Genomic DNA, 21,154 nt, shown 5'->3' with positions numbered 1-21,154 from the left:
TGGCGGTTATCGTGCCGCCCGTGATTGACCAAAATCAAACGCAAAATATTAATTACGACTATAACACAGTAAGCTTCCGTGATTACTGGATAACTTTGTGAAAATTTGCTAAAGCAAAGAATAGGTTAAACCAGTATCTTACCATTAAGCAACGACATTCAGTCACACGATTTGATTTTCCTCACTGAGTCTTCTTCGTGTTTAATCTTAGTCACTGAGTGGCGTCTGATCATAGAATTAGTGAAGTGCTTAAGGTTTTGTTTACTGATTCGCATACGATACCTCGACCGTAGGTTTCTTGCCACGGAAGAAAAAGTACGTAGCAATACCTTGACCTTGCCCTTCAATGAAAGAGGGGAGAGTGACATTAGCAAATAAGCGACGGATAAAAAGCCTGCACAATAAATGCGCAGGCTTTTCAATTTAAGCGGGTACTTTCAAGCAAAATTAGGCTTGTTGAATCTGGCTTTTCAGAAAATCAACAATATCTTCTAATTTCAATTGTTGTTTTTCACCAGTGCGACGATATTTGTATTCGATCTCACCGTTATCCAAATTGCGATCGCCAATAACCAGCACATGTGGTACACCGATCAATTCCATGTCTGCAAACATGACGCCGGGGCGCTCTTTGCGGTCATCAAAAATCACATCAATACCATTGGCATGTAAATCGGCATATAATTTTTCAGCGACTTCTTTCACGCGGTAAGATTTGTGCATGTTCATTGGCAAAATGGCGACCTGGAATGGGGCAATCGCATCTGGCCAGATAATTCCACGCTCATCGTGATTCTGTTCAATGGCCGCGGCAACAATACGGGTCACACCAATACCATAGCATCCCATTGTGACAACTTGATTGTGTCCATCTTCATTTTGCACTGTCGCTTTCAGTGCGTCGGAATATTTAGTGCCTAATTGGAAGATATGCCCAACTTCAATTCCCCGCTTGATTAACAGCGTCCCTTGACCATCAGGGCTAGCATCACCTTCAACGACATTACGGAGATCCGCCACTTCTGGTAAAGGTAAGTCACGCTCCCAGTTAATGCCGAAGTAGTGTTTGCCATCAATATTCGCGCCAGCACCAAAATCGCTCATGACGGATACGCTGCGATCAATAATGACAGGCATAGGCAAATTGATAGGACCTAAAGAGCCGGGACCAGCTTTTACGATGGTGCGAATTTCTTCTTCGGTAGCGAAATTGAGAGGGTTGGCGACCAAAGGCAATTTTTCTGCTTTTATACTATTTAACTCATGATCACCCCGTACCAGCAAAGCGACTAATTGATGCCCGCTTTCTTCTGCGGCATGAACGATCAAGGTCTTGACGGTTTTTTCAATGGGCAGATTGAATTGTTCGACCAGTTCAGCGATGGTCTTTGCATTTGGCGTGTCGACCAGATGCATTTCCTCAGATGGGGCGGCCCGTTCCTGAGATGGCATGACCGCTTCAGCCAATTCAATATTAGCCGCATAATTAGACACGGTAGAGAAAACGATGTCATCTTCACCGCTGGCAGCCAGAACCTGGAATTCATGAGACGCATTTCCACCAATTGAACCCGTATCAGCCAGCACTGCCCGGAAATCTAGACCGATGCGGGTAAAGATTTTACTGTAGGCATCGTACATTTTATCGTAAGTCTCTTGCAGAGACGCTTGGCTGGTATGGAAAGAGTAAGCATCTTTCATGATAAATTCACGTGAACGCATCACACCAAAGCGTGGACGAACTTCATCACGGAATTTGGTCTGGATCTGGAACACATTCAGTGGCAGTTGTTTGTAAGAAGTGACTTCGTTACGAATCAGATCAGTAATAACCTCTTCATGGGTTGGGCCTAACACAAAAGAACGTTCACCCCGATCAACTAAACGTAGCAATTCTGGGCCATATTGTTCCCAACGGCCACTTTCCTGCCACAAATCTGCTGGCTGAACTACCGGCATGGAAACCTCAATCGCCCCTGCATTATTCATTTCTTCACGAACAATGTTTTCAACTTTTTTCAATACGCGGACACCGGTCGGCATCCAGTTGTATAGACCTGAGGCGAGTTTACGGATCATTCCGGCTCGAAGCATCAGTTTATGACTGACGACTTCCGCATCAGTAGGCGTCTCTTTTAAAGTAGAGAGCAGATATTGGCTAGTACGCATAGTAAGTTTCCATTGGATAGCAAATTGCTTCTGGGCGATAAGATATTACCACCCACCCCAGAAAATAAAGACAAACCGCTAGTCTACCAGCGAGATTACGATGTCAAAAGGAGTTTTAGCGAGGCTCGATAGAAACCACTTCGGTCATGGCATCAAAAACTCGCCACCGAACGTTGAAATCCAGAATATGAGCGGCATATATTCGGTTTTCCTGTGCTTTTTTACGGTAGGCGGGACGGGGATCTTGAGCCAATATTTGGTCAATAAATCGTTTCAAGTGGGGATAATGCGTTTTATGGAATAAAAGTTGGCATTCTGCTTCTGGGGTGAAATTGACCACCATATCTGCATCTGGCACTGTCTGGGCAAAACCCGCTCTGGCTTCTGGATGTGATTCGGCGAAAGGCAGGTAAGGTTTGATATCGATAACAGGTGTACCGTCCACCAAATCTAAACTCCCCAGTTCTAACATGATGCGGCTGTTCTCGCATTGGATACCCTTCAATTCCACTAATGACATGCCAATGGGATTGGGACGGAAAGTTGAACGAGTGGCAAACACACCCATTTTTGCATTTCCACCCAAACGGGGAGGCCGCACCAATGGATTCCAGCCCCCCTCCATCGTGTGATGAAACACAAAAATAACCCATAAGTGGCTGAACTGTTCCAGCCCGCGTACGGCATCAACCTGATTGTAGGGGGCAAGTAATTCGAGTTGCCCTGTACCATCTTCGACCAGACCCGGTTGACGGGGAATGGCAAATTTCTCTTTATAAGGAGAATGAATAGTACCTATTTGCGTAAAATGAAAATTTGCCATAATTATTTTTATACTATTGTTTTAATTACAATTAATTGTTAGTCATGAGTAATGCTGAGCCTTCACAAATGGCAATTTGGTAGCAACCCTGACCAGATAAAATGGCACATTTGTGTAGTAAAACTGCGTTTGCGTTTAGATAAGCGGCTTTTGCTAACATGTTTTGCCGTGCGGTTGCAATACTGGCCGGAGAGTCCTGAAACGTACTGCGGCAGGATTCTCCGGCAACAATACCTAATTCTTTAAATGATAAACCTGAAATTTCATCCGGTTTGGTGTAGAGGCGGACATAAGAAGAAGCTTTGTTTTTCGTGACCGAAGGCGATTTTGAGTTTGAATTTGGCGTATCCGCCTTATTGACTTGCGTTGGCAGGGAAGAACAACCAACCATGAAAAGCACCATGAAACAGACAGGTAACACACGCATCAATCTGAATCCTTATATTAATCAAGTCAGTAACTGAGGGTTTTCCTCATAAAAATGGGCGGATATAACATATCCGCCCGATAATTTTAATCTTGATTGACTGAATATGAAAGATTACCAGCCTTTTATTGCACCGCCCTTGAAGACTTTCTGTGCTTCTTGCTCTACTTCTGGAGATTGATACGCTTCCACAAATTTCTTCACTTTTTCCGCATCCTTATTGTCTTCACGGCTGACAATAATATTGACGTAAGGTGAATTTTTATCTTCCACAAAGAGGCCATCTTGTTCTGGCGTTAAACCAACCTGTCCAGCGTAGGTATTGTTGATAATCGCAAAAACAATCTTTTGATCGTCCAGTGAACGTGGTTGTTGTGGCGCTTCCAGTTGTACGATATCTAAGTGTTTAGGGTTACTGGTAATGTCCAGTACAGTGGGTAGCAGACCAACCCCCTCTTTCAAGGTGATAAGACCCTGTTTTTGTAATAACAGCAAAGCGCGGCCTAAATTGGTTGGATCGTTGGGGAGGGTAATTTGAGCACCATCTTGTAACTGATCCAGTGACTTAATTTTTTTGGAATAAGCGGCCATTGGAAATATAAAAGAGTGACCAACAATGGCTAATTTGTAGTGACGTTCTTTGACTTGCTGATCTAAATAAGGCTTATGCTGAAAGACATTCACATCAATATCTCCCTTGCTCAATGCCTCATTTGGCAGAACATAGTCATTGAATGTCGTCAACTTAACATCAAGGCCATATTTCTCTTTAGCTACTTGTTTGGCAACTTCAGCAACTTGAAGTTCAGGTCCTGAAATAACGCCAACATTAATTTGGTTTGGGTCACGTTGTTCCTGTCCGCAACCTGCGAGGATTAATGTTCCTAACAATGCGCTGATTGTAGCAATGGATTTCAATTTTACTGACATATTCACCCCTGTTGAAATAATCTTATTTACGATTTACAGCTTTGACTAAACGATCACCACTTAGCTGAATTAAGAACACTAAAACAACCAATAACGCTAATACGGTATTCATCACGGTCGCATTATAGCCGATATATCCATACTGATAGCCAATCTGCCCCAGACCACCAGCACCAACGGCACCGCCCATGGCGGAATAACCAACTAATGTGATGAGGGTTATGGTTGCGGCATTAATCAAACCGGATAATGCTTCTGGCAATAGGATTTTTTTGACAATCTGAAACGGTGTTGCTCCCATTGCACGTGCCGCTTCAATTAAACCGGCCGGAATTTCTAATAATGCATTTTCTACCATGCGGGCAATAAATGGTGCAGCTCCCACGGTCAATGGAACAATCGCTGCCTGCAAACCGATGGAGGTTCCGACTATCAGACGAGTAAATGGAATCATCCATACCAATAGAATAATAAAAGGGATTGAACGTGTAATATTTACCAGGGTAGAAAGTACGCGATAAAGCGTTACATTTTCAATGATCTGCCCAGGACGGGTGACATATAAAAGTACGCCCGCCGGTAATCCGATAACAAAACCAAAGAAACCGGAAACGAAAGTCATTACAAGAGTTTCCCAGACTCCTTGAGCTAACAATAAAATCATTCCTTCAGACATAACCGAGAATCTCCACTTTTACATGATGCTCTTCTAAAAAGACAATTGTTGATTTGATACTATCGTTTTCCCCATCTAACTCAGCCAGCATAACGCCAAACTTAACCCCGCCAGCGTAGTCGATTTGAGAACTTAATATGCTGATATCAATATTAAAGCGGCGAACAGCCATCGAAATCAGAGGTGCGTCAACGGATTGACCCGTGAACTCTAACTTCAATAATGGGCTAAGATCAGGCGCAGGTTCCGGTTTTAACTTCTTCAAGAAGTCTTCAGGAATATCCAAATGCAGCGTCGATTTGATAAATTCCTGAGCTACAGGCGTCTTAGGATGCGAGAAGATCTCGCTTACACTATCTTGTTCGATGAGTTGCCCCCCACTGATGACGGCCACTTGATCGCAGATACGTTTAACGACATCCATTTCATGGGTAATTAACAAAATAGTTAACCCCAATCGACGATTAATGTCTTTTAATAGCTCCAGAATAGAACGGGTTGTGGCTGGATCAAGAGCACTGGTCGCTTCGTCACACAGAAGGACTTTGGGTGAGTTAGCGAGTGCCCGTGCAATTGCAACACGTTGCTTTTGTCCACCAGATAAATTGGCAGGATAGGCATCATGTTTGTCAGCGAGACCGACTAATTCTAGTAATTCGTTAACTTTGGCCTTTATTTCAGTTTTTGGCGTGTTACTCAGTTCCAAAGGTAACGCAACATTATCAAACACGGTTCTGGATGACAGCAAATTAAAGTGCTGGAAAATCATACCAATATGACGACGTGCATGAGTGAGTTCACGCGCCGAAAGCGAAGTGAGCTCCTGCCCTGCAACGAATACTTGTCCAGAAGTCGGGCGTTCCAGCATATTAACACAGCGGATTAATGTGCTTTTACCGGCACCGGAAGAACCAATAACACCATAAATTTGTCCCTGTGGGACATGTAGGTTGATATCTGAAAGCGCTTTTATCGAGCGCGTTCCTTGTTGAAATACTTTATTTATCTGAGTCAGTCTTATCATTTTTTTTCTTATTAGATATCAAGATGAATGACTTGAGAATACTTCAACAAGTCATGAATTAAAGTGGATGTTAAGGCGTCTAGACGTCTAAGTCAACTATGAATAAATTAAATGCTGCATTCTCATTCAGTGATAAATCATGCGATACTCTCTACTTGGTACATTACTCGGTACATTCTTGGAGCAATCAGGTGACTCAAGGTATTCCCGCCGTATTTTTAGATCGTGACGGCACGATTAACATCGATCATGGTTATGTCCATGAGATAGATAACTTTCAATTTATTGATGGTGCGATTGAAGCCATGATTGAGTTGAAAAAAATGGGTTATGCTCTGGTTTTGGTGACAAATCAATCAGGTATTGCACGTCGGTTCTTTACTGAAGAGCAGTTTATGCAATTAACTGAATGGATGGATTGGTCATTAGCAGATCGGGGGGTTGATCTTGATGGCATCTATTATTGTCCACATCATCCAGAAGCAGAGGATGAAGAATATAAGAAGAACTGTAACTGCCGCAAACCACAACCGGGTATGTTGCTGGATGCACAGAAAGAATTACATATCGACATGTCCTCTTCTTATATGGTCGGGGACAAAATAGAAGATATGTTGGCAGCCGATGCCGCGAAAATTGGTACTAAGGTTCTCGTTCGTACAGGAAAACCCATCACAGAAGATGCAGAACATGCTGCCGATTTAGTCATTAATCGCTTGTCAGATCTGCCAGATGTGATAAAAAACAGGCAAAAATAGCCTGTTGGACTAAATTGTGAGCTGTTAAATGATAAATCACAAAAAAAGGCTTGCCTAAATTAGAAGGATGCCTATAATGCGCATCCGTTGTCACGACAAACACACAAACCTGTCAGGATGACAAAGTGAAACGCCTTGAAAAATAAGGCTTGACACTGAGAGAGGAAAGCGTAAGATACGCAGCCTCGCAACCCGGCAGCAATGCCCGGTTGACACGCTCTTTAACAAATTAATCAGACAATCTGTGTGGGCACTCGCAAGACACTATCGCAACGCCGAAAGGCGAAAGAAAGAATCAAGTCTTAAAGAGTGACTAACAGTGAATTCATTATGAATAAACCGTTTAATTCTTTGAGCATCAGACTTTTAATTGAAGAGTTTGATCATGGCTCAGATTGAACGCTGGCGGCAGGCCTAACACATGCAAGTCGAGCGGCAGCGGGAGAAAGCGTGCTTTCTTGCCGGCGAGCGGCGGACGGGTGAGTAATGTCTGGGGATCTGCCCGATGGCGGGGGATAACCACTGGAAACGGTGGCTAATACCGCATAATCTCTGTGGAGCAAAGTGGGGGACCTTCGGGCCTCACGCCATCGGATGAACCCAGATGGGATTAGCTAGTAGGTGGGGTAAAGGCTCACCTAGGCGACGATCCCTAGCTGGTCTGAGAGGATGACCAGCCACACTGGGACTGAGACACGGCCCAGACTCCTACGGGAGGCAGCAGTGGGGAATATTGCACAATGGGCGCAAGCCTGATGCAGCCATGCCGCGTGTATGAAGAAGGCCTTCGGGTTGTAAAGTACTTTCAGCGGGGAGGAAGGCGTGAACCTGAATAAGGTTGGCGTTTGACGTTACCCGCAGAAGAAGCACCGGCTAACTCCGTGCCAGCAGCCGCGGTAATACGGAGGGTGCAAGCGTTAATCGGAATTACTGGGCGTAAAGCGCACGCAGGCGGTCAATTAAGTTAGATGTGAAATCCCCGGGCTTAACCTGGGAACGGCATCTAAGACTGGTTGGCTAGAGTCTCGTAGAGGGGGGTAGAATTCCACGTGTAGCGGTGAAATGCGTAGAGATGTGGAGGAATACCGGTGGCGAAGGCGGCCCCCTGGACGAAGACTGACGCTCAGGTGCGAAAGCGTGGGGAGCAAACAGGATTAGATACCCTGGTAGTCCACGCTGTAAACGATGTCGATTTGGAGGTTGTGGCCTAGAGCTGTGGCTTCCGGAGCTAACGCGTTAAATCGACCGCCTGGGGAGTACGGCCGCAAGGTTAAAACTCAAATGAATTGACGGGGGCCCGCACAAGCGGTGGAGCATGTGGTTTAATTCGATGCAACGCGAAGAACCTTACCTACTCTTGACATCCACGGAATTTTGCAGAGATGCGAAAGTGCCTTCGGGAACCGTGAGACAGGTGCTGCATGGCTGTCGTCAGCTCGTGTTGTGAAATGTTGGGTTAAGTCCCGCAACGAGCGCAACCCTTATCCTTTGTTGCCAGCACGTGATGGTGGGAACTCAAGGGAGACTGCCGGTGATAAACCGGAGGAAGGTGGGGATGACGTCAAGTCATCATGGCCCTTACGAGTAGGGCTACACACGTGCTACAATGGCAGATACAAAGAGAAGCGACCTCGCGAGAGCAAGCGGACCTCATAAAGTCTGTCGTAGTCCGGATTGGAGTCTGCAACTCGACTCCATGAAGTCGGAATCGCTAGTAATCGTAGATCAGAATGCTACGGTGAATACGTTCCCGGGCCTTGTACACACCGCCCGTCACACCATGGGAGTGGGTTGCAAAAGAAGTAGGTAGCTTAACCTTCGGGGGGGCGCTTACCACTTTGTGATTCATGACTGGGGTGAAGTCGTAACAAGGTAACCGTAGGGGAACCTGCGGTTGGATCACCTCCTTAAACCGAAGATAGGTTATTGTTGCAGTGCTCACACAGATTGTCTGATGAAAATGAAGAGACGGTATCGGCATAGGCTTGTAGCTCACGTGGTTAGAGCGCACCCCTGATAAGGGTGAGGTCGGTGGTTCAAGTCCACTCAGGCCTACCAAGTCCAGACCCGGCAGACGGTGAAGGCGCACGGTATCTTAATGGGGCTATAGCTCAGCTGGGAGAGCGCCTGCCTTGCACGCAGGAGGTCAGCGGTTCGATCCCGCTTAGCTCCACCATCCTCTTCGATGAATAAAACCATTTCAGAACACAGGCACGGCGTGTGTTGTGAAATTTTTGCTCTTTAACAATCTGGAACAAGCTGAAAATTTGAAACACTCAGTGCTGTTAAGACAGTATTGAGGCGTCTCTCAACCCGCATCTCCGAAGACACCTTCGGGTTGTGAGGTTAAGCGAATAAGCGTACACGGTGGATGCCTAGGCAGTCAGAGGCGATGAAGGACGTGCTAATCTGCGATAAGCGCCGGTAAGGTGATATGAACCGTGATAGCCGGCGATGTCCGAATGGGGAAACCCAGTGTGACTTGTCACACTATCATTAACTGAATTCATAGGTTAATGAGGCGAACCGGGGGAACTGAAACATCTCAGTACCCCGAGGAAAAGAAATCAACCGAGATTCCCCCAGTAGCGGCGAGCGAACGGGGAGCAGCCCAGAGCCATCAGCAGTGTCAGCGTCAGGAGAACGGTCTGGAAAGGCCGGCAGTAAAGGGTGATAGCCCCGTATCCGAAGGCGTTGGCAGTGTGAGCTCGATGAGTAGGACGGGACACGTGGTATCCTGTCTGAATGTGGGGGGACCATCCTCCAAGGCTAAATACTCCTGACTGACCGATAGTGAACCAGTACCGTGAGGGAAAGGCGAAAAGAACCCCGGCGAGGGGAGTGAAAGAGAACCTGAAACCGTGTACGTACAAGCAGTGGGAGCACCCTTTAGGGTGTGACTGCGTACCTTTTGTATAATGGGTCAGCGACTTATATTCTGTAGCAAGGTTAACCGTATAGGGGAGCCGCAGGGAAACCGAGTCTTAACTGGGCGTTAAGTTGCAGGGTATAGACCCGAAACCCGGTGATCTAGCCATGGGCAGGTTGAAGGTTGGGTAACACTAACTGGAGGACCGAACCGACTAATGTTGAAAAATTAGCGGATGACTTGTGGCTGGGGGTGAAAGGCCAATCAAACCGGGAGATAGCTGGTTCTCCCCGAAAGCTATTTAGGTAGCGCCTCGTGAATTCATCTTCGGGGGTAGAGCACTGTTTCGGCTAGGGGGTCATCCCGACTTACCAACCCGATGCAAACTGCGAATACCGAAGAATGTTATCACGGGAGACACACGGCGGGTGCTAACGTCCGTCGTGAAGAGGGAAACAACCCAGACCGCCAGCTAAGGTCCCGAAGTCATGGTTAAGTGGGAAACGAAGTGGGAAGGCTCAGACAGCCAGGATGTTGGCTTAGAAGCAGCCATCATTTAAAGAAAGCGTAATAGCTCACTGGTCGAGTCGGCCTGCGCGGAAGATGTAACGGGGCTAAACCATGCACCGAAGCTGCGGCAGCGACACTTAAGGTGTTGTTGGGTAGGGGAGCGTTCTGTAAGCCGTTGAAGGGGGACTGTGAGGTCTGCTGGAGGTATCAGAAGTGCGAATGCTGACATAAGTAACGATAAAGCGGGTGAAAAACCCGCTCGCCGGAAGACCAAGGGTTCCTGTCCAACGTTAATCGGGGCAGGGTGAGTCGACCCCTAAGGCGAGGCTGAAAAGCGTAGTCGATGGGCAACAGGTTAATATTCCTGTACTGGTGATAATTGCGATGGGGGGACGGAGAAGGCTAGGCAGGCCGGGCGACGGTTGTCCCGGTTTAAGGATGTAGGTGGGTGAGCCAGGTAAATCCGGCTGACCATCACACTGAGGTCTGATGACGAGTCACTACGGTGGCGAAGTTGCTGATGCCCTGCTTCCAGGAAAAGCCTCTAAGCTCCAGATTATCATTAATCGTACCCCAAACCGACACAGGTGGTCAGGTAGAGAATACTCAGGCGCTTGAGAGAACTCGGGTGAAGGAACTAGGCAAAATGGTGCCGTAACTTCGGGAGAAGGCACGCTGGCGTTAGGTGAAGGACCGCGCGTCCGGAGCCGAGGCCAGTCGCAGAGACCAGCTGGCTGCAACTGTTTAATAAAAACACAGCACTGTGCAAACACGTAAGTGGACGTATACGGTGTGACGCCTGCCCGGTGCTGGAAGGTTAATTGATGGGGTTAGCCGCAAGGCGAAGCTCTTGATCGAAGCCCCAGTAAACGGCGGCCGTAACTATAACGGTCCTAAGGTAGCGAAATTCCTTGTCGGGTAAGTTCCGACCTGCACGAATGGCGTAATGATGGCCAGGCTGTCTCCACCCGAGACTCAGTGAAATTGAACTCGCTGTGAAGATGCAGTGTACCCGCGGCAAGACGGAAAGACCCCGTGAACCTTTACTATAGCTTGACACTGAACATGGAGCCTTGATGTGTAGGATAGGTGGGAGGCCTGGAAGTGTGGACGCCAGTCTGCATGGAGCCATCCTTGAAATACCACCCTTGAATGTTTGATGTTCTAACGTGGACCCGTCATCCGGGTTGCGGACAGTGTCTGGTGGGTAGTTTGACTGGGGCGGTCTCCTCCCAAAGTGTAACGGAGGAGCACGAAGGTTAGCTAATCACGGTCGGACATCGTGAGGTTAGTGCAAAGGCATAAGCTAGCTTGACTGCGAGCGTGACGGCGCGAGCAGGTACGAAAGTAGGTCTTAGTGATCCGGTGGTTCTGCATGGAAGGGCCATCGCTCAACGGATAAAAGGTACTCCGGGGATAACAGGCTGATACCGCCCAAGAGTTCATATCGACGGCGGTGTTTGGCACCTCGATGTCGGCTCATCACATCCTGGGGCTGAAGTAGGTCCCAAGGGTATGGCTGTTCGCCATTTAAAGTGGTACGCGAGCTGGGTTTAGAACGTCGTGAGACAGTTCGGTCCCTATCTGCCGTGGGCGTTGGAAGATTGCAAGGGGCTGCTCCTAGTACGAGAGGACCGGAGTGGACGCACCACTGGTGTTCGGGTTGTCATGCCAATGGCATTGCCCGGTAGCTAAGTGCGGAAGAGATAACCGCTGAAAGCATCTAAGCGGGAAACTTGCCTTAAGATGAGTCTTCCCTGACCCTTAGAGGGTCCTGAAGGAACGTTTAAGACGAAGACGTGGATAGGCTGGGTGTGTAAGCGTAGCGATACGTTGAGCTAACCAGTACTAATGAACCGAGAGGCTTAACCTGACAACACCGAAGGTGTTTTAGTGGGCAGAGAGAGAGTTTCAGAGAGAAATAGCTTGTTCGAGATTGAAAACCGGATTTGTCTGGCGGCAATAGCGCGGTGGTCCCACCTGACCCCATGCCGAACTCAGCAGTGAAACGCCGTAGCGCCGATGGTAGTGTGGGGTCTCCCCATGTGAGAGTAGGACACTGCCAGACATTGATTAAAAGGCCGGTTGCCGGCACAAAAGGCAGCCAGGCGAAAGAAATTCGGTGGTGCGGTAGTTCAGTTGGTTAGAATACCGGCCTGTCACGCCGGGGGTCGCGGGTTCGAGTCCCGTCCGCACCGCCACCGTATTTGGAAAAAACCCTGAGAGATTTCTCGCAGGGTTTTTTCTGTTTGTCGTCTTCTATAGCGATAAAAGTCGTATTCTGACACTCTTCTATATTACGCCTGATACAGGCTGATCTTATCCCATGTTGATAGCGTGACACCTTTAGTGCAGGTCCCCGTTTATTTCTGCTTTTTTAATGAATAGTAAATAATTTGATGAATTAATTTATTTTAGTTAAAAATGACGTTTTTTTAATGTTAATTTATTACGCTATTGATTTCATGCTTAGATTAAAACAAATAAATTTTTACATGGTGTTATAGCACAATGTGGTATTTTTAAGCATTAAAAATTGAAATCAATGGGTAAAATGTCATATTAGTCGGGTGGCGGTGTTAAAGTCGGTTGGGGGAAACTTGATCAGAAACAGTTATCTAATAAGAAGTTGGGCAAGAAAAGAATATGCTCAAAAAGATTACGCAATGAGATATGTCGCTGGTCAGCCTGTAGAGCGCGTTTTCCCCACATCTAAGCAACTACTTGAAGAGGCATCGTTACCACATGGTGAGCCGTTTCTGACCAACAATCTTGAACTTTCTGTCACTATCTGGAATATCTATAAGCAACACCGTCCATCATGGCACCATGTTTTAGCTGCTTTAATTAAGGGGAGTGACCTTATTTTGTTGCAAGAGGCACAAACCACCCCAGCTTTACAGGAATTCATTACAAAGAGTGGTTTGGTTGCTGATCAGGTGCCAGCATTATCGCTTCCTCAGCATCCATCAGGAGTGATGACATTAGCCTCGTCTCCACCAATATATTGCTGTCCACTTCGTGAGAAAGAGCCAATACTCAGGTTATCTAAATCATCATTAATCACCGTTTATTCGCTGCCCGATAAACGCCAGTTGATGGTGATTAACGTGCATGCCATTAATTTCAGTCTTGGTGTCGATGTTTATCGTCGGCAATTAAATAATATTGGTATGCATATAAGCTTGCATCATGGTCCGGTCATTTTTGCCGGAGATTTTAATGCATGGAGTCGACAGCGATTAGACATATTGGAACGTTTCACACATCGCATGGAATTGAAAGAAGTGTATTTTAATGATGATCATAGAACGATCGTTTTTGGCAAACCGTTGGATTTTATTTTTTATCGTGGACTAAAAGTTTCGCAAGCAACTGTTGTTACGACAGGCGCTTCTGATCATAACCCACTGAGAGTGAATTTCTCCTTGTGACCATATTTTGTGGGCTGATCACAGGGAAGAAAAAAGATTCGGGCGCTATAGAGAAAGAACAGATAAAAAAGCGCCGGAGATGACCGACGCTTTTTACAACAGGATTAATGATTACCGATTAGCGGAACGTGTTGTTGATAGCTTCTTCTTCACACCGAAAAAATAGGCCAGAGTAAGTACGCATACCCAACCTAAACCAACATAGAGCGCATCCCTTGTTTGCTCAAAATAGCCTAACAATGTGATAACACTGATCATGAAAACGATCGTAATTGCAGGCGCAATTGGCCACATTGGGATTGGAAATTTCAGTGTTTTGATTTCTTCCGCACTCATTTGGCGACGCATAGCAACGTGTGAAATTAAAATCATCAGCCATACCCAGACGGTTGCGAATGTGGCGACAGAGGCGATAAGAATAAAGATTTTTTTAGGGATCAGATAATTGAGAACCACGCCGAGTAACAGGACTGCAATCATGACCAACACGGTCATCCATGGAACACCATTGCGGGTCAATTTTTTGAATGATTCTGGCGCCTGTCCTTCTTGAGCCATGCCATACATCATTCTGCCTGCGCCAAAAATATCACTATTGATAGCCGAAATCGCGGCGGTAATCACGACCACATTCAGAATATTTGCGGCTGAACCAATACCTAAATTGGAAAAAATTTGTACAAATGGGCTTCCACTTTGACCAATTTGATTCCATGGATAAATACTCATCAGAATACACAGCGTCAAGACATAGAAGATCAAGATACGAAAGGGAACCGCATTAATTGCTTTAGGGATCGTTTTTTCTGGATCTTTTGCTTCACTGGCCGTAATCCCAATAACTTCGATACCGCCAAAAGCGAACATGACAATGGCGAATGAAGCGATCACGCCGCTGATGCCATTTGGCATAAAGCCGCCATGCTCCCATAGATTAGACAAGCCGGGGGCATGTGCAGTTGTTTGCCCGAAACCGTAAAACATAATGGTCAGCCCGCCAATAATCATCGCAATAATGGCACTGACTTTAACGATCGAAAGCCAGAATTCCATTTCACCGAAAATTTTGACATGACACAGATTCAAGGCACCAATAAAACATACAATGCCCAGAACCCAGATCCACTGTTCAACATCGGGAAACCAAAATGTCATATAAGTGCCGAATACAGTAATATCAGCCAGACAAACAAACAGCATTTCGAGGATATAGATCCAGCCAGTTAAAAAACCGGCCAAAGGCCCCAGATAATGGCTGGCATATTGTGAAAAAGAACCAGAAACGGGATGGTTAACGGCCATTTCGCCAAGTGCTCTCATCACGATAAATACGGCAGCACCACCGAGTAAATAGGCCAACAATACTGCGGGGCCGGCTTGCTGTATCGCCGCTGCTGAGCCATAAAACAGCCCTGTACCTATTGCAGAGCCTAAAGCCATAAAGCGAATGTGCCGCACGCTTAGACCTTGTTTAAGCTGATTTTCATTATTTTGCATTCGTTATTCCCATCTATCCTTTCATGCCAGAGAGTATTTCAGGCACACAATGCTCTGTCTGGCGTGAGATGCCAGTAAAAGCAACCTCGTACCATATCATAAAGAGGGATGTTCGCGGGATAGATATCTGTAATAATAACGGGCAGTTTATTAAAACCAGAGTTTTTTTATGATTTACCCAATAAATGAAATCTTTCAAACTTTACAGGGAGAAGGTGTATTTACCGGCGTACCTTCGGTTTTCATTCGATTACAAGGATGTCCGGTAGGGTGCAGTTGGTGTGATACCAAACATACGTGGGAAAAAGAGGCGGATAAACAGCAGCCGATAGAAAATATCTTATTGAAATCACAAGAAAGTGATTTGTGGGGTGTCGCTACTGCAAAACAGTTGCTGAATATATTTATTCATCAAGGTTACAGTGCGAAACATATTGTTATCACTGGGGGAGAACCGTGCCTGTATGATTTGCGCCCTTTGACCGCGACACTGGAAAGTGAAGGCTATCAATGTCAGATAGAGACAAGCGGGACACACGTGATTCAATGTACGGATAAAACTTGGGTAACAGTCTCGCCGAAAGTGAAAATGCGTGGAGGGTATCAGGTTTTGCCTGAAGCGCTGAAACGCGCTGATGAAATCAAACATCCTGTCGGGCGGCAGCGCGATATTGAAGCATTGGATGAATTATTGACTATGCTTGATGGAAACCCGATACCCGTTATCGCCTTACAGCCGATTAGTCAGAAAGAAGATGCAACCCGCCTGTGCATCGAAACGTGTATTGCTCGTAACTGGCGTTTTTCGATGCAAACGCATAAGTACTTGAATATTGCTTAAATCACATTCAGCACCAGCTTCTGGTGCTGAATCTTTATTTGCCCTGATAGATACTGCCTGCACTACAGGTTTCTTTGACGATCACAGCACTGAGTTGAGGTAATGTTGATTTTAACATTGCCCAAATCCACTTCGCCAAGACTTCACTGGTGGGATTTTCAAGCCCAGGAATCTCATTGAGATAGTGGTGATCAAGTTGTTCCCAGATCGGTTTAAAAGCCGCTTTCACATCGGCAAAATCCATTAGCCAGCCACTGACAGGATCGATTTCTCCGGTTATTTCCAGACGTACCATAAATGAATGCCCATGCAGACGCCCACATTTGTGTCCTTCAGGTACGTTTGGAAGGCGATGCGCGGCCTCGAATTGAAAATCTTTAAAGATAGTTGTACTCATAATGCTTTCCCCTGATTGCAAAAGGCCGGCTATTCTACCTGAACTTTGCAAGCATAACGTGATTTTTCTGGAGGTAAAAAGCACAATCCTTAACGACTTTATCGATATATTAAATCTGTAAATAAAGTTAGGCATTTTGGTTATGATATATTGCGATCCTTTCTTTAAAGACTGCGCCTATTCTGGGATAACCTGATAATTAATCCATGTTTATGATTTCTACACTTTTTACGGCATGGATATTGGCGATGGCAAAAGGCACTGGGATCATGACCGTAAAACCACCTTCAACAGTATTACTACCTGTTTCTCCAGAACAATTATCACGCTTGCAATCTGCAATTAGTGATTTTTCCTCACATCAATTAGCTTGGTTATCTGGCTATTTTTGGGGAATGGTAAACCAACAACCTCAAACTGGGGTGGAAGCTTTAACCGTTTCCGCCCCGGAAACCGTAACCTTGCTTGCTGCATCGCAAACAGGCAATGCCCGTCGTTTAGCTGAACAACTGAGAGATTCACTGTTGGCTGAAAATCTCAACGTGAACTTGATGAATGCGGGTGACTATAAATTTAAACAGATTTCTCAAGAACGCGTATTGATTGTGATTGCTTCAACACAAGGTGAAGGCGAGCCTGCTGAAGAAGCTGTAGCACTGTATAAATATCTTTATTCCAAAAAAGCGCCATCCATGAAAGAGACAGTATATGCCGTCTTTGGTCTGGGTGATACGTCGTACGAAAACTTCTGTCAAGCGGGGAAAGATTTTGACCGTCGTTTGCATGAACTTGGGGCACAACGTTTGCTAGCACGAGTCGATGCAGATGTGGAATACCAGGAACAAGCGGATCAATGGCGTCAGCAAATCACGGCGATTTTGACACAGCGGTTGTCAGCGCAAACTACACGACCGACTCCGTCAACGGTAATGGCAGAACATAGCAAAGAAGCCCCAACGTATACCAAAGAAATGCCTCTAACGGCCTCTCTGTTGACTAATCAGAAAATAACCGGGCGTGGATCTGACAAAGATGTTCGCCATATTGAAATTGATTTAGGTGATTCCGGGTTGCGTTATCAGCCAGGAGATGCGCTGGGGGTTTGGTTTGAAAATGATCCGGCTTTAGTGGATGAATTAATCGCTCTGCTTTGGAGGGATGGTTCAGAACACGTCACTGTGCATGGAAAGTCACTTTCATTGCGTGAAGCGCTGATCAGCCATGTAGAGCTGACGCAAAATAACAGCATGATTGTTGAGAAATATGCCGCCTTGGCAAAGGATGACTCATTGTTGGCATTAGTGGCAAACAAACCTGCATTGCAGCAATACGCCCAGACAACACCGATTGTCGATATGGTCAGATCGGTTGCAGCACACCCAGAGGCCCAACAATTTATTGACTTATTACGTCCGTTGACGCCGCGACTCTATTCTATCTCCTCTTCTCCCTCGGAAGTGGGAAACGAAGTCCACATTACCGTGGGGGTGGTTCGTTATGACATTGAAGGGCGTGCGCGTACTGGCGGTGCGTCAGGTTATCTGGCGGATCGCTTGCAGGAGGATGACAACATCCGGGTTTTCATTGAACAGAACAATAACTTCCGTTTACCGACAGATCCGAATACCCCGGTCATTATGATTGGACCGGGAACCGGGGTTGCTCCGTTCAGGGCATTTTTGCAGCATCGTGACAATCAGGGAGCCACCGGTAAGAACTGGTTGTTTTTTGGTAATCCCCATTTTGTCGAAGATTTTCTTTATCAGGTTGAATTCCAGCGCTACGTGAAAGAGGGCTTATTGACCCGTATTGATCTGGCATGGTCAAGGGATCAGCAGCATAAAGTGTATGTACAAGACAAACTGAATGAACAGGGTGAAGAAATCTGGCGCTGGATTCAGGATGGCGCACATGTGTATGTGTGTGGCGATGCGAACCGCATGGCAAAAGACGTAGAACAAGCCCTATTGAGCATTATTTCACAATATAGTGGCATGGATGCTGAACAGGCCGATGAATTCTTGAGCGAATTGCGCCTTGAGCGCCGTTATCAGAGAGATGTGTACTAATATGAGCAATGTGAGCAAAGAAAAAACAGGTTCTTTGATCGTTGAAGGCAAACTGGCAGACAGTGAGCGTATGAAGTCGACCAGCAATTACCTGCGAGGCACGATCAGCGAAGATTTAAAAAATGGGTTGGCCGGGGGATTTGAGGGGGATAATTTCCTTCTCATCCGTTTTCATGGCATGTATCAGCAAGATGACCGTGATATTCGCGCAGAGCGCGCAGAACAAAAACTCGAACCCCGCTATGCCATGATGCTGCGCTGTCGCTTGCCGGGCGGTATTATTACCCCTAACCAATGGTTAGGCATCGATCGCTTTGCAACCGAAAATACGCTATACGGCAGCATCAGGCTGACCAACCGACAGACATTCCAGTTTCATGGGATCTTAAAAAATAACCTCAAGCCCGCCCATCAATTACTGGCACAGATCGGACTGGATTCACTGGCTACGGCCAATGATGTCAACCGTAACGTGCTGTGTACATCCAATCCGGTGCAATCGGTGTTACATCAACAGGCTTATGAGTGGGCGAAAAAAATCTCGGAACACTTGTTGCCTCGTACTCATGCCTATGCTGAGATCTGGTTGGATAAAGAAAAAATCGCCACAACCGATGAAGAACCTATTCTGGGCGCGACTTATCTGCCACGTAAATTCAAAACCTCAGTGGTTATTCCGCCACAAAATGATGTGGATCTGCATGCCAATGATATGAACTTTGTTGCTATTGCAGAAGATGATCAATTAATTGGCTTTAACGTGCTGGTGGGGGGGGGATTAGCCATGACCCACGGTGACAAAAAGACCTTCCCACGGCTGGCGAGTGAATTTGGTTTCATTGCTCTGGAACACACACTGGCTATTGCAGAGGCAATAGTGACAACTCAGCGTGATTGGGGTAACCGAACCGAACGTAAAAACGCGAAAACCAAATATACCCTTGAGCGCGTCGGTATCGACACTTTTAAACAAGAGGTTGAGAAGCGTGCTGGTGTGAAGTTTGCAGCCATTCGCCCATATGCATTCACAGGGCGGGGTGATCAAATTGGTTGGTTAAAAGGTATTGATGATCAATGGCATTTGACCTTATTTATTGAAAATGGTCGGTTGTTCGATTATCCCAACAAGCCGCTAAAAACGGGGATCGCAGAAATTGCGAAAATCCACCAAGGTGATTTTCGCTTGACCGCCAACCAAAACCTGATTGTGGCGGGCATTCCTGAGCGTGAAAAAGCACGGATTGAAGACATTGCTCGCGCCTACGGCTTAATGGATGATAGCGTGACAACGCTGCGTCATCATGCGATGGCTTGTGTTTCATTCCCGACGTGCCCCTTAGCGATGGCCGAAGCTGAGCGTTTCTTGCCGACATTTATCGACGCTGTTGATGTATTAATGGAAAAGCATGGTGTGGGTGATGAAGAGATCATATTGCGAGTCACAGGCTGCCCCAATGGTTGTGGCCGGGCGATGCTGGCAGAAATTGGGCTGGTGGGTAAAGCATTGGATCGTTACAACCTGCATCTTGGCGGAAACCGTATTGGTGACCGGATCCCTCGTATGTACAGGGAAAATATCACTTCAGCGGAGATCCTTCAGATATTGGATGAACTCATTGGCCGTTGGGCATCAGAACGCCATACCAATGAATGTTTTGGCGATTTTCTGATCCGTGCGGATATTATCAAGCCGGTATTGAATTCCGCTGTCGATTTTTATGACTGGCAGGAGGCGGTATGAGTGGATTGGATTTATCGGAGCTGGTCGCATTAACACCAGCACAGCAAGCGACGTTATTGGCAGAAACCAATCAACAACTGGAACGACTGGATGCGCGTGAACGCGTGAAGTGGGCGCTGGAGCATCTGCCCGGTGAATTTGTGCTTTCGTCCAGTTTTGGTATTCAGGCGGCAGTTTGTTTGCATCTTGTGACCCGGGAATATCCTGATATTCCGGTCGTGCTGACTGATACGGGGTATTTATTTCCTGAAACATACCAATTTATCGATGAATTAACGGAAAAACTCGGCCTGAACTTGAAAATTTTTCGTGCAGAGCACTCTCCGGCCTGGCAAGAAGCGCGTTATGGCAAATTATGGGAGCAAGGAATCGAAGGGATTGAGTGTTATAATCACATCAACAAAGTGGAACCAATGAAATGCGCATTGCAGACACTGCAAGCGCAAAGCTGGTTTGCCGGTTTGCGCCGCCAGCAATCGGAGAGCCGCACTAACTTACCGGTACTGGCAATCCAACGGGGTGTTTTCAAAATTCTGCCTATTATTGATTGGGATAATCGCCAGGTACATCAATACCTGACAAAACATGGTCTGGAATATCATCCATTATGGGCGCAGGGTTACCTGTCGGTAGGTGATATTCATACTACGCAAAAATGGGAACCGGGCATGAGCGAAGAACAAACCCGTTTCTTTGGCTTGAAACGTGAATGCGGTTTGCACGAATAGTTGCCAAGAATAGTCACCAAGATAGAAACATGCGGGGGAGAGCGCACATTTATGTGATTTATGTGCTGTTTTGGTATCTTCTTGGGTAAGGTATCGTCTTCCCCTGATTGCATTGCTGATTGTTATACTCAATCCAGTGATCTGAGAGGGATTACAATCAAAGATAACCTGAATATTATGCTTATTCATTTTAGGAACAAATAATTCTTTTTTGTCATTTCATAACCTAACCACAGCCTCATATATTCATTGTCTCTTTAG

General features: G+C 46.3%; 14 protein-coding genes, 3 tRNA genes and 3 rRNA genes. 12 read left to right on the top strand and 8 right to left on the bottom strand.

Annotation, left to right across the window (positions count from 1 at the left end):
- Nucleotides 1–447: 447 nt before the first annotated feature.
- The 6 genes from proS to metN form a co-directional block, all read right to left on the bottom strand.
- Nucleotides 448–2,169: a proline--tRNA ligase gene (proS, locus tag XPG1_RS12590; RefSeq protein WP_045959359.1), complete on the bottom strand. Its 1,722-nt coding sequence runs from the start codon at nucleotides 2,167–2,169 to the stop codon at nucleotides 448–450.
- Nucleotides 2,170–2,284: 115 nt separating this feature from the next.
- Nucleotides 2,285–2,992 carry a tRNA (N6-threonylcarbamoyladenosine(37)-N6)-methyltransferase TrmO gene (gene tsaA / locus XPG1_RS12585; protein ID WP_045959358.1) on the bottom strand — a complete coding sequence of 236 codons (708 nt, stop codon included), beginning with the start codon at nucleotides 2,990–2,992 and terminating at the stop codon, nucleotides 2,285–2,287.
- A gap of 31 nt (nucleotides 2,993–3,023) precedes the next feature.
- Nucleotides 3,024–3,419 carry an Rcs stress response system protein RcsF gene (rcsF, locus tag XPG1_RS12580; RefSeq protein ID WP_045959357.1) on the bottom strand — a complete coding sequence of 132 codons (396 nt, stop codon included), beginning with the start codon at nucleotides 3,417–3,419 and terminating at the stop codon, nucleotides 3,024–3,026.
- A gap of 114 nt (nucleotides 3,420–3,533) precedes the next feature.
- Nucleotides 3,534–4,349: a MetQ/NlpA family lipoprotein gene (locus XPG1_RS12575; RefSeq protein ID WP_045959356.1), complete on the bottom strand. Its 816-nt coding sequence runs from the start codon at nucleotides 4,347–4,349 to the stop codon at nucleotides 3,534–3,536.
- A gap of 22 nt (nucleotides 4,350–4,371) precedes the next feature.
- A complete protein-coding gene (locus XPG1_RS12570; RefSeq protein ID WP_045959355.1) occupies nucleotides 4,372–5,025 on the bottom strand; it encodes a methionine ABC transporter permease MetI in 654 nt (217 codons plus the stop codon).
- Entirely contained in the window at nucleotides 5,018–6,049 is a 1,032-nt protein-coding gene (gene metN / locus XPG1_RS12565) for a methionine ABC transporter ATP-binding protein MetN (protein ID WP_045959354.1), read from the bottom strand. Before metN ends, XPG1_RS12570 begins: the two co-directional genes overlap by 8 nt.
- A 191-nt stretch (nucleotides 6,050–6,240) precedes the next feature.
- Between metN and gmhB the strand changes: the two genes are divergently transcribed.
- The 8 genes from gmhB to XPG1_RS12525 all read left to right on the top strand — a co-directional run bounded on the left by gmhB (nucleotide 6,241) and on the right by XPG1_RS12525 (nucleotide 13,620).
- Complete coding sequence (gmhB, locus tag XPG1_RS12560) at nucleotides 6,241–6,807, top strand: D-glycero-beta-D-manno-heptose 1,7-bisphosphate 7-phosphatase (RefSeq protein ID WP_045960749.1); 567 nt, start codon at nucleotides 6,241–6,243, stop codon at nucleotides 6,805–6,807.
- A 367-nt stretch (nucleotides 6,808–7,174) separates the two neighbouring features.
- Nucleotides 7,175–8,717 (top strand): 16S ribosomal RNA (locus tag XPG1_RS12555).
- A gap of 71 nt (nucleotides 8,718–8,788) precedes the next feature.
- Nucleotides 8,789–8,865 (top strand) — tRNA-Ile (locus tag XPG1_RS12550).
- Between the two features lie 42 nt (nucleotides 8,866–8,907).
- Nucleotides 8,908–8,983 (top strand) — tRNA-Ala (locus XPG1_RS12545).
- Between the two features lie 168 nt (nucleotides 8,984–9,151).
- A 23S ribosomal RNA gene (locus XPG1_RS12540) occupies nucleotides 9,152–12,059 on the top strand.
- A gap of 79 nt (nucleotides 12,060–12,138) precedes the next feature.
- Nucleotides 12,139–12,254 (top strand): 5S ribosomal RNA (gene rrf / locus XPG1_RS12535).
- The 16S, 23S and 5S rRNA genes sit together here with 3 tRNA genes alongside, the layout of an rRNA operon.
- A gap of 56 nt (nucleotides 12,255–12,310) precedes the next feature.
- Nucleotides 12,311–12,387 (top strand) — tRNA-Asp (locus XPG1_RS12530).
- A 420-nt stretch (nucleotides 12,388–12,807) separates the two neighbouring features.
- Nucleotides 12,808–13,620 (top strand): endonuclease/exonuclease/phosphatase family protein, encoded by an 813-nt coding sequence (locus XPG1_RS12525; RefSeq protein ID WP_269450595.1) that lies wholly within the window; start codon nucleotides 12,808–12,810, stop codon nucleotides 13,618–13,620.
- A 111-nt stretch (nucleotides 13,621–13,731) separates the two neighbouring features.
- Here XPG1_RS12525 and XPG1_RS12520 read toward each other — a convergent pair whose 3' ends face one another.
- Nucleotides 13,732–15,117 (bottom strand): amino acid permease, encoded by a 1,386-nt coding sequence (locus XPG1_RS12520; protein ID WP_045959352.1) that lies wholly within the window; start codon nucleotides 15,115–15,117, stop codon nucleotides 13,732–13,734.
- 169 nt (nucleotides 15,118–15,286) lie between these two features.
- On the opposite strand from XPG1_RS12520, the gene queE reads away from it, so the two are divergent.
- Nucleotides 15,287–15,958 (top strand): 7-carboxy-7-deazaguanine synthase QueE, encoded by a 672-nt coding sequence (gene queE, locus XPG1_RS12515; RefSeq protein WP_045959351.1) that lies wholly within the window; start codon nucleotides 15,287–15,289, stop codon nucleotides 15,956–15,958.
- A gap of 34 nt (nucleotides 15,959–15,992) precedes the next feature.
- On the opposite strand, the gene queD is transcribed toward queE, so the two are convergent.
- Nucleotides 15,993–16,355, bottom strand: a complete 363-nt coding sequence (gene queD, locus XPG1_RS12510; protein ID WP_045959350.1) for a 6-carboxytetrahydropterin synthase QueD — start codon at nucleotides 16,353–16,355, stop codon at nucleotides 15,993–15,995.
- A 269-nt stretch (nucleotides 16,356–16,624) separates the two neighbouring features.
- Between queD and cysJ the strand changes: the two genes are divergently transcribed.
- Genes cysJ through XPG1_RS12495 form a run of 3 tightly spaced genes read left to right on the top strand, consistent with a single transcriptional unit; the run spans nucleotide 16,625 to nucleotide 20,893 of the window.
- Nucleotides 16,625–18,424: an NADPH-dependent assimilatory sulfite reductase flavoprotein subunit gene (gene cysJ / locus XPG1_RS12505; RefSeq protein ID WP_045960748.1), complete on the top strand. Its 1,800-nt coding sequence runs from the start codon at nucleotides 16,625–16,627 to the stop codon at nucleotides 18,422–18,424.
- A gap of 1 nt (nucleotide 18,425) precedes the next feature.
- Nucleotides 18,426–20,165 (top strand): assimilatory sulfite reductase (NADPH) hemoprotein subunit, encoded by a 1,740-nt coding sequence (cysI, locus tag XPG1_RS12500; RefSeq protein WP_045959349.1) that lies wholly within the window; start codon nucleotides 18,426–18,428, stop codon nucleotides 20,163–20,165.
- Nucleotides 20,162–20,893, top strand: a complete 732-nt coding sequence (locus XPG1_RS12495) for a phosphoadenylyl-sulfate reductase (protein ID WP_045959348.1) — start codon at nucleotides 20,162–20,164, stop codon at nucleotides 20,891–20,893. Before cysI ends, XPG1_RS12495 begins: the two co-directional genes overlap by 4 nt.
- Nucleotides 20,894–21,154: the final 261 nt, after the last annotated feature.

This window comes from Xenorhabdus poinarii G6, from assembly GCF_000968175.1.
Lineage (GTDB): Bacteria > Pseudomonadota > Gammaproteobacteria > Enterobacterales > Enterobacteriaceae > Xenorhabdus > Xenorhabdus poinarii.
Note: the sequence above shows the minus strand (reverse complement) of the source record. Positions and strands in the feature narration are given on the sequence as shown.

Bases quoted from the DNA above. Each gene is read 5' to 3' on its own strand.
- proS (WP_045959359.1), bottom strand. From the start codon at position 2,169: ATGCGTACTAGCCAATATCTGCTCTCTACTTTAAAAGAGACGCCTACT.
- tsaA (WP_045959358.1), bottom strand. From the start codon at position 2,992: ATGGCAAATTTTCATTTTACGCAAATAGGTACTATTCATTCTCCTTAT.
- rcsF (WP_045959357.1), bottom strand. From the start codon at position 3,419: ATGCGTGTGTTACCTGTCTGTTTCATGGTGCTTTTCATGGTTGGTTGT.
- XPG1_RS12575 (WP_045959356.1), bottom strand. From the start codon at position 4,349: ATGTCAGTAAAATTGAAATCCATTGCTACAATCAGCGCATTGTTAGGA.
- XPG1_RS12570 (WP_045959355.1), bottom strand. From the start codon at position 5,025: ATGTCTGAAGGAATGATTTTATTGTTAGCTCAAGGAGTCTGGGAAACT.
- metN (WP_045959354.1), bottom strand. From the start codon at position 6,049: ATGATAAGACTGACTCAGATAAATAAAGTATTTCAACAAGGAACGCGC.
- XPG1_RS12520 (WP_045959352.1), bottom strand. From the start codon at position 15,117: ATGCAAAATAATGAAAATCAGCTTAAACAAGGTCTAAGCGTGCGGCAC.
- queE (WP_045959351.1), top strand. From the start codon at position 15,287: ATGATTTACCCAATAAATGAAATCTTTCAAACTTTACAGGGAGAAGGT.
- queD (WP_045959350.1), bottom strand. From the start codon at position 16,355: ATGAGTACAACTATCTTTAAAGATTTTCAATTCGAGGCCGCGCATCGC.
- cysJ (WP_045960748.1), top strand. From the start codon at position 16,625: ATGACCGTAAAACCACCTTCAACAGTATTACTACCTGTTTCTCCAGAA.
- cysI (WP_045959349.1), top strand. From the start codon at position 18,426: ATGAGCAATGTGAGCAAAGAAAAAACAGGTTCTTTGATCGTTGAAGGC.
- XPG1_RS12495 (WP_045959348.1), top strand. From the start codon at position 20,162: ATGAGTGGATTGGATTTATCGGAGCTGGTCGCATTAACACCAGCACAG.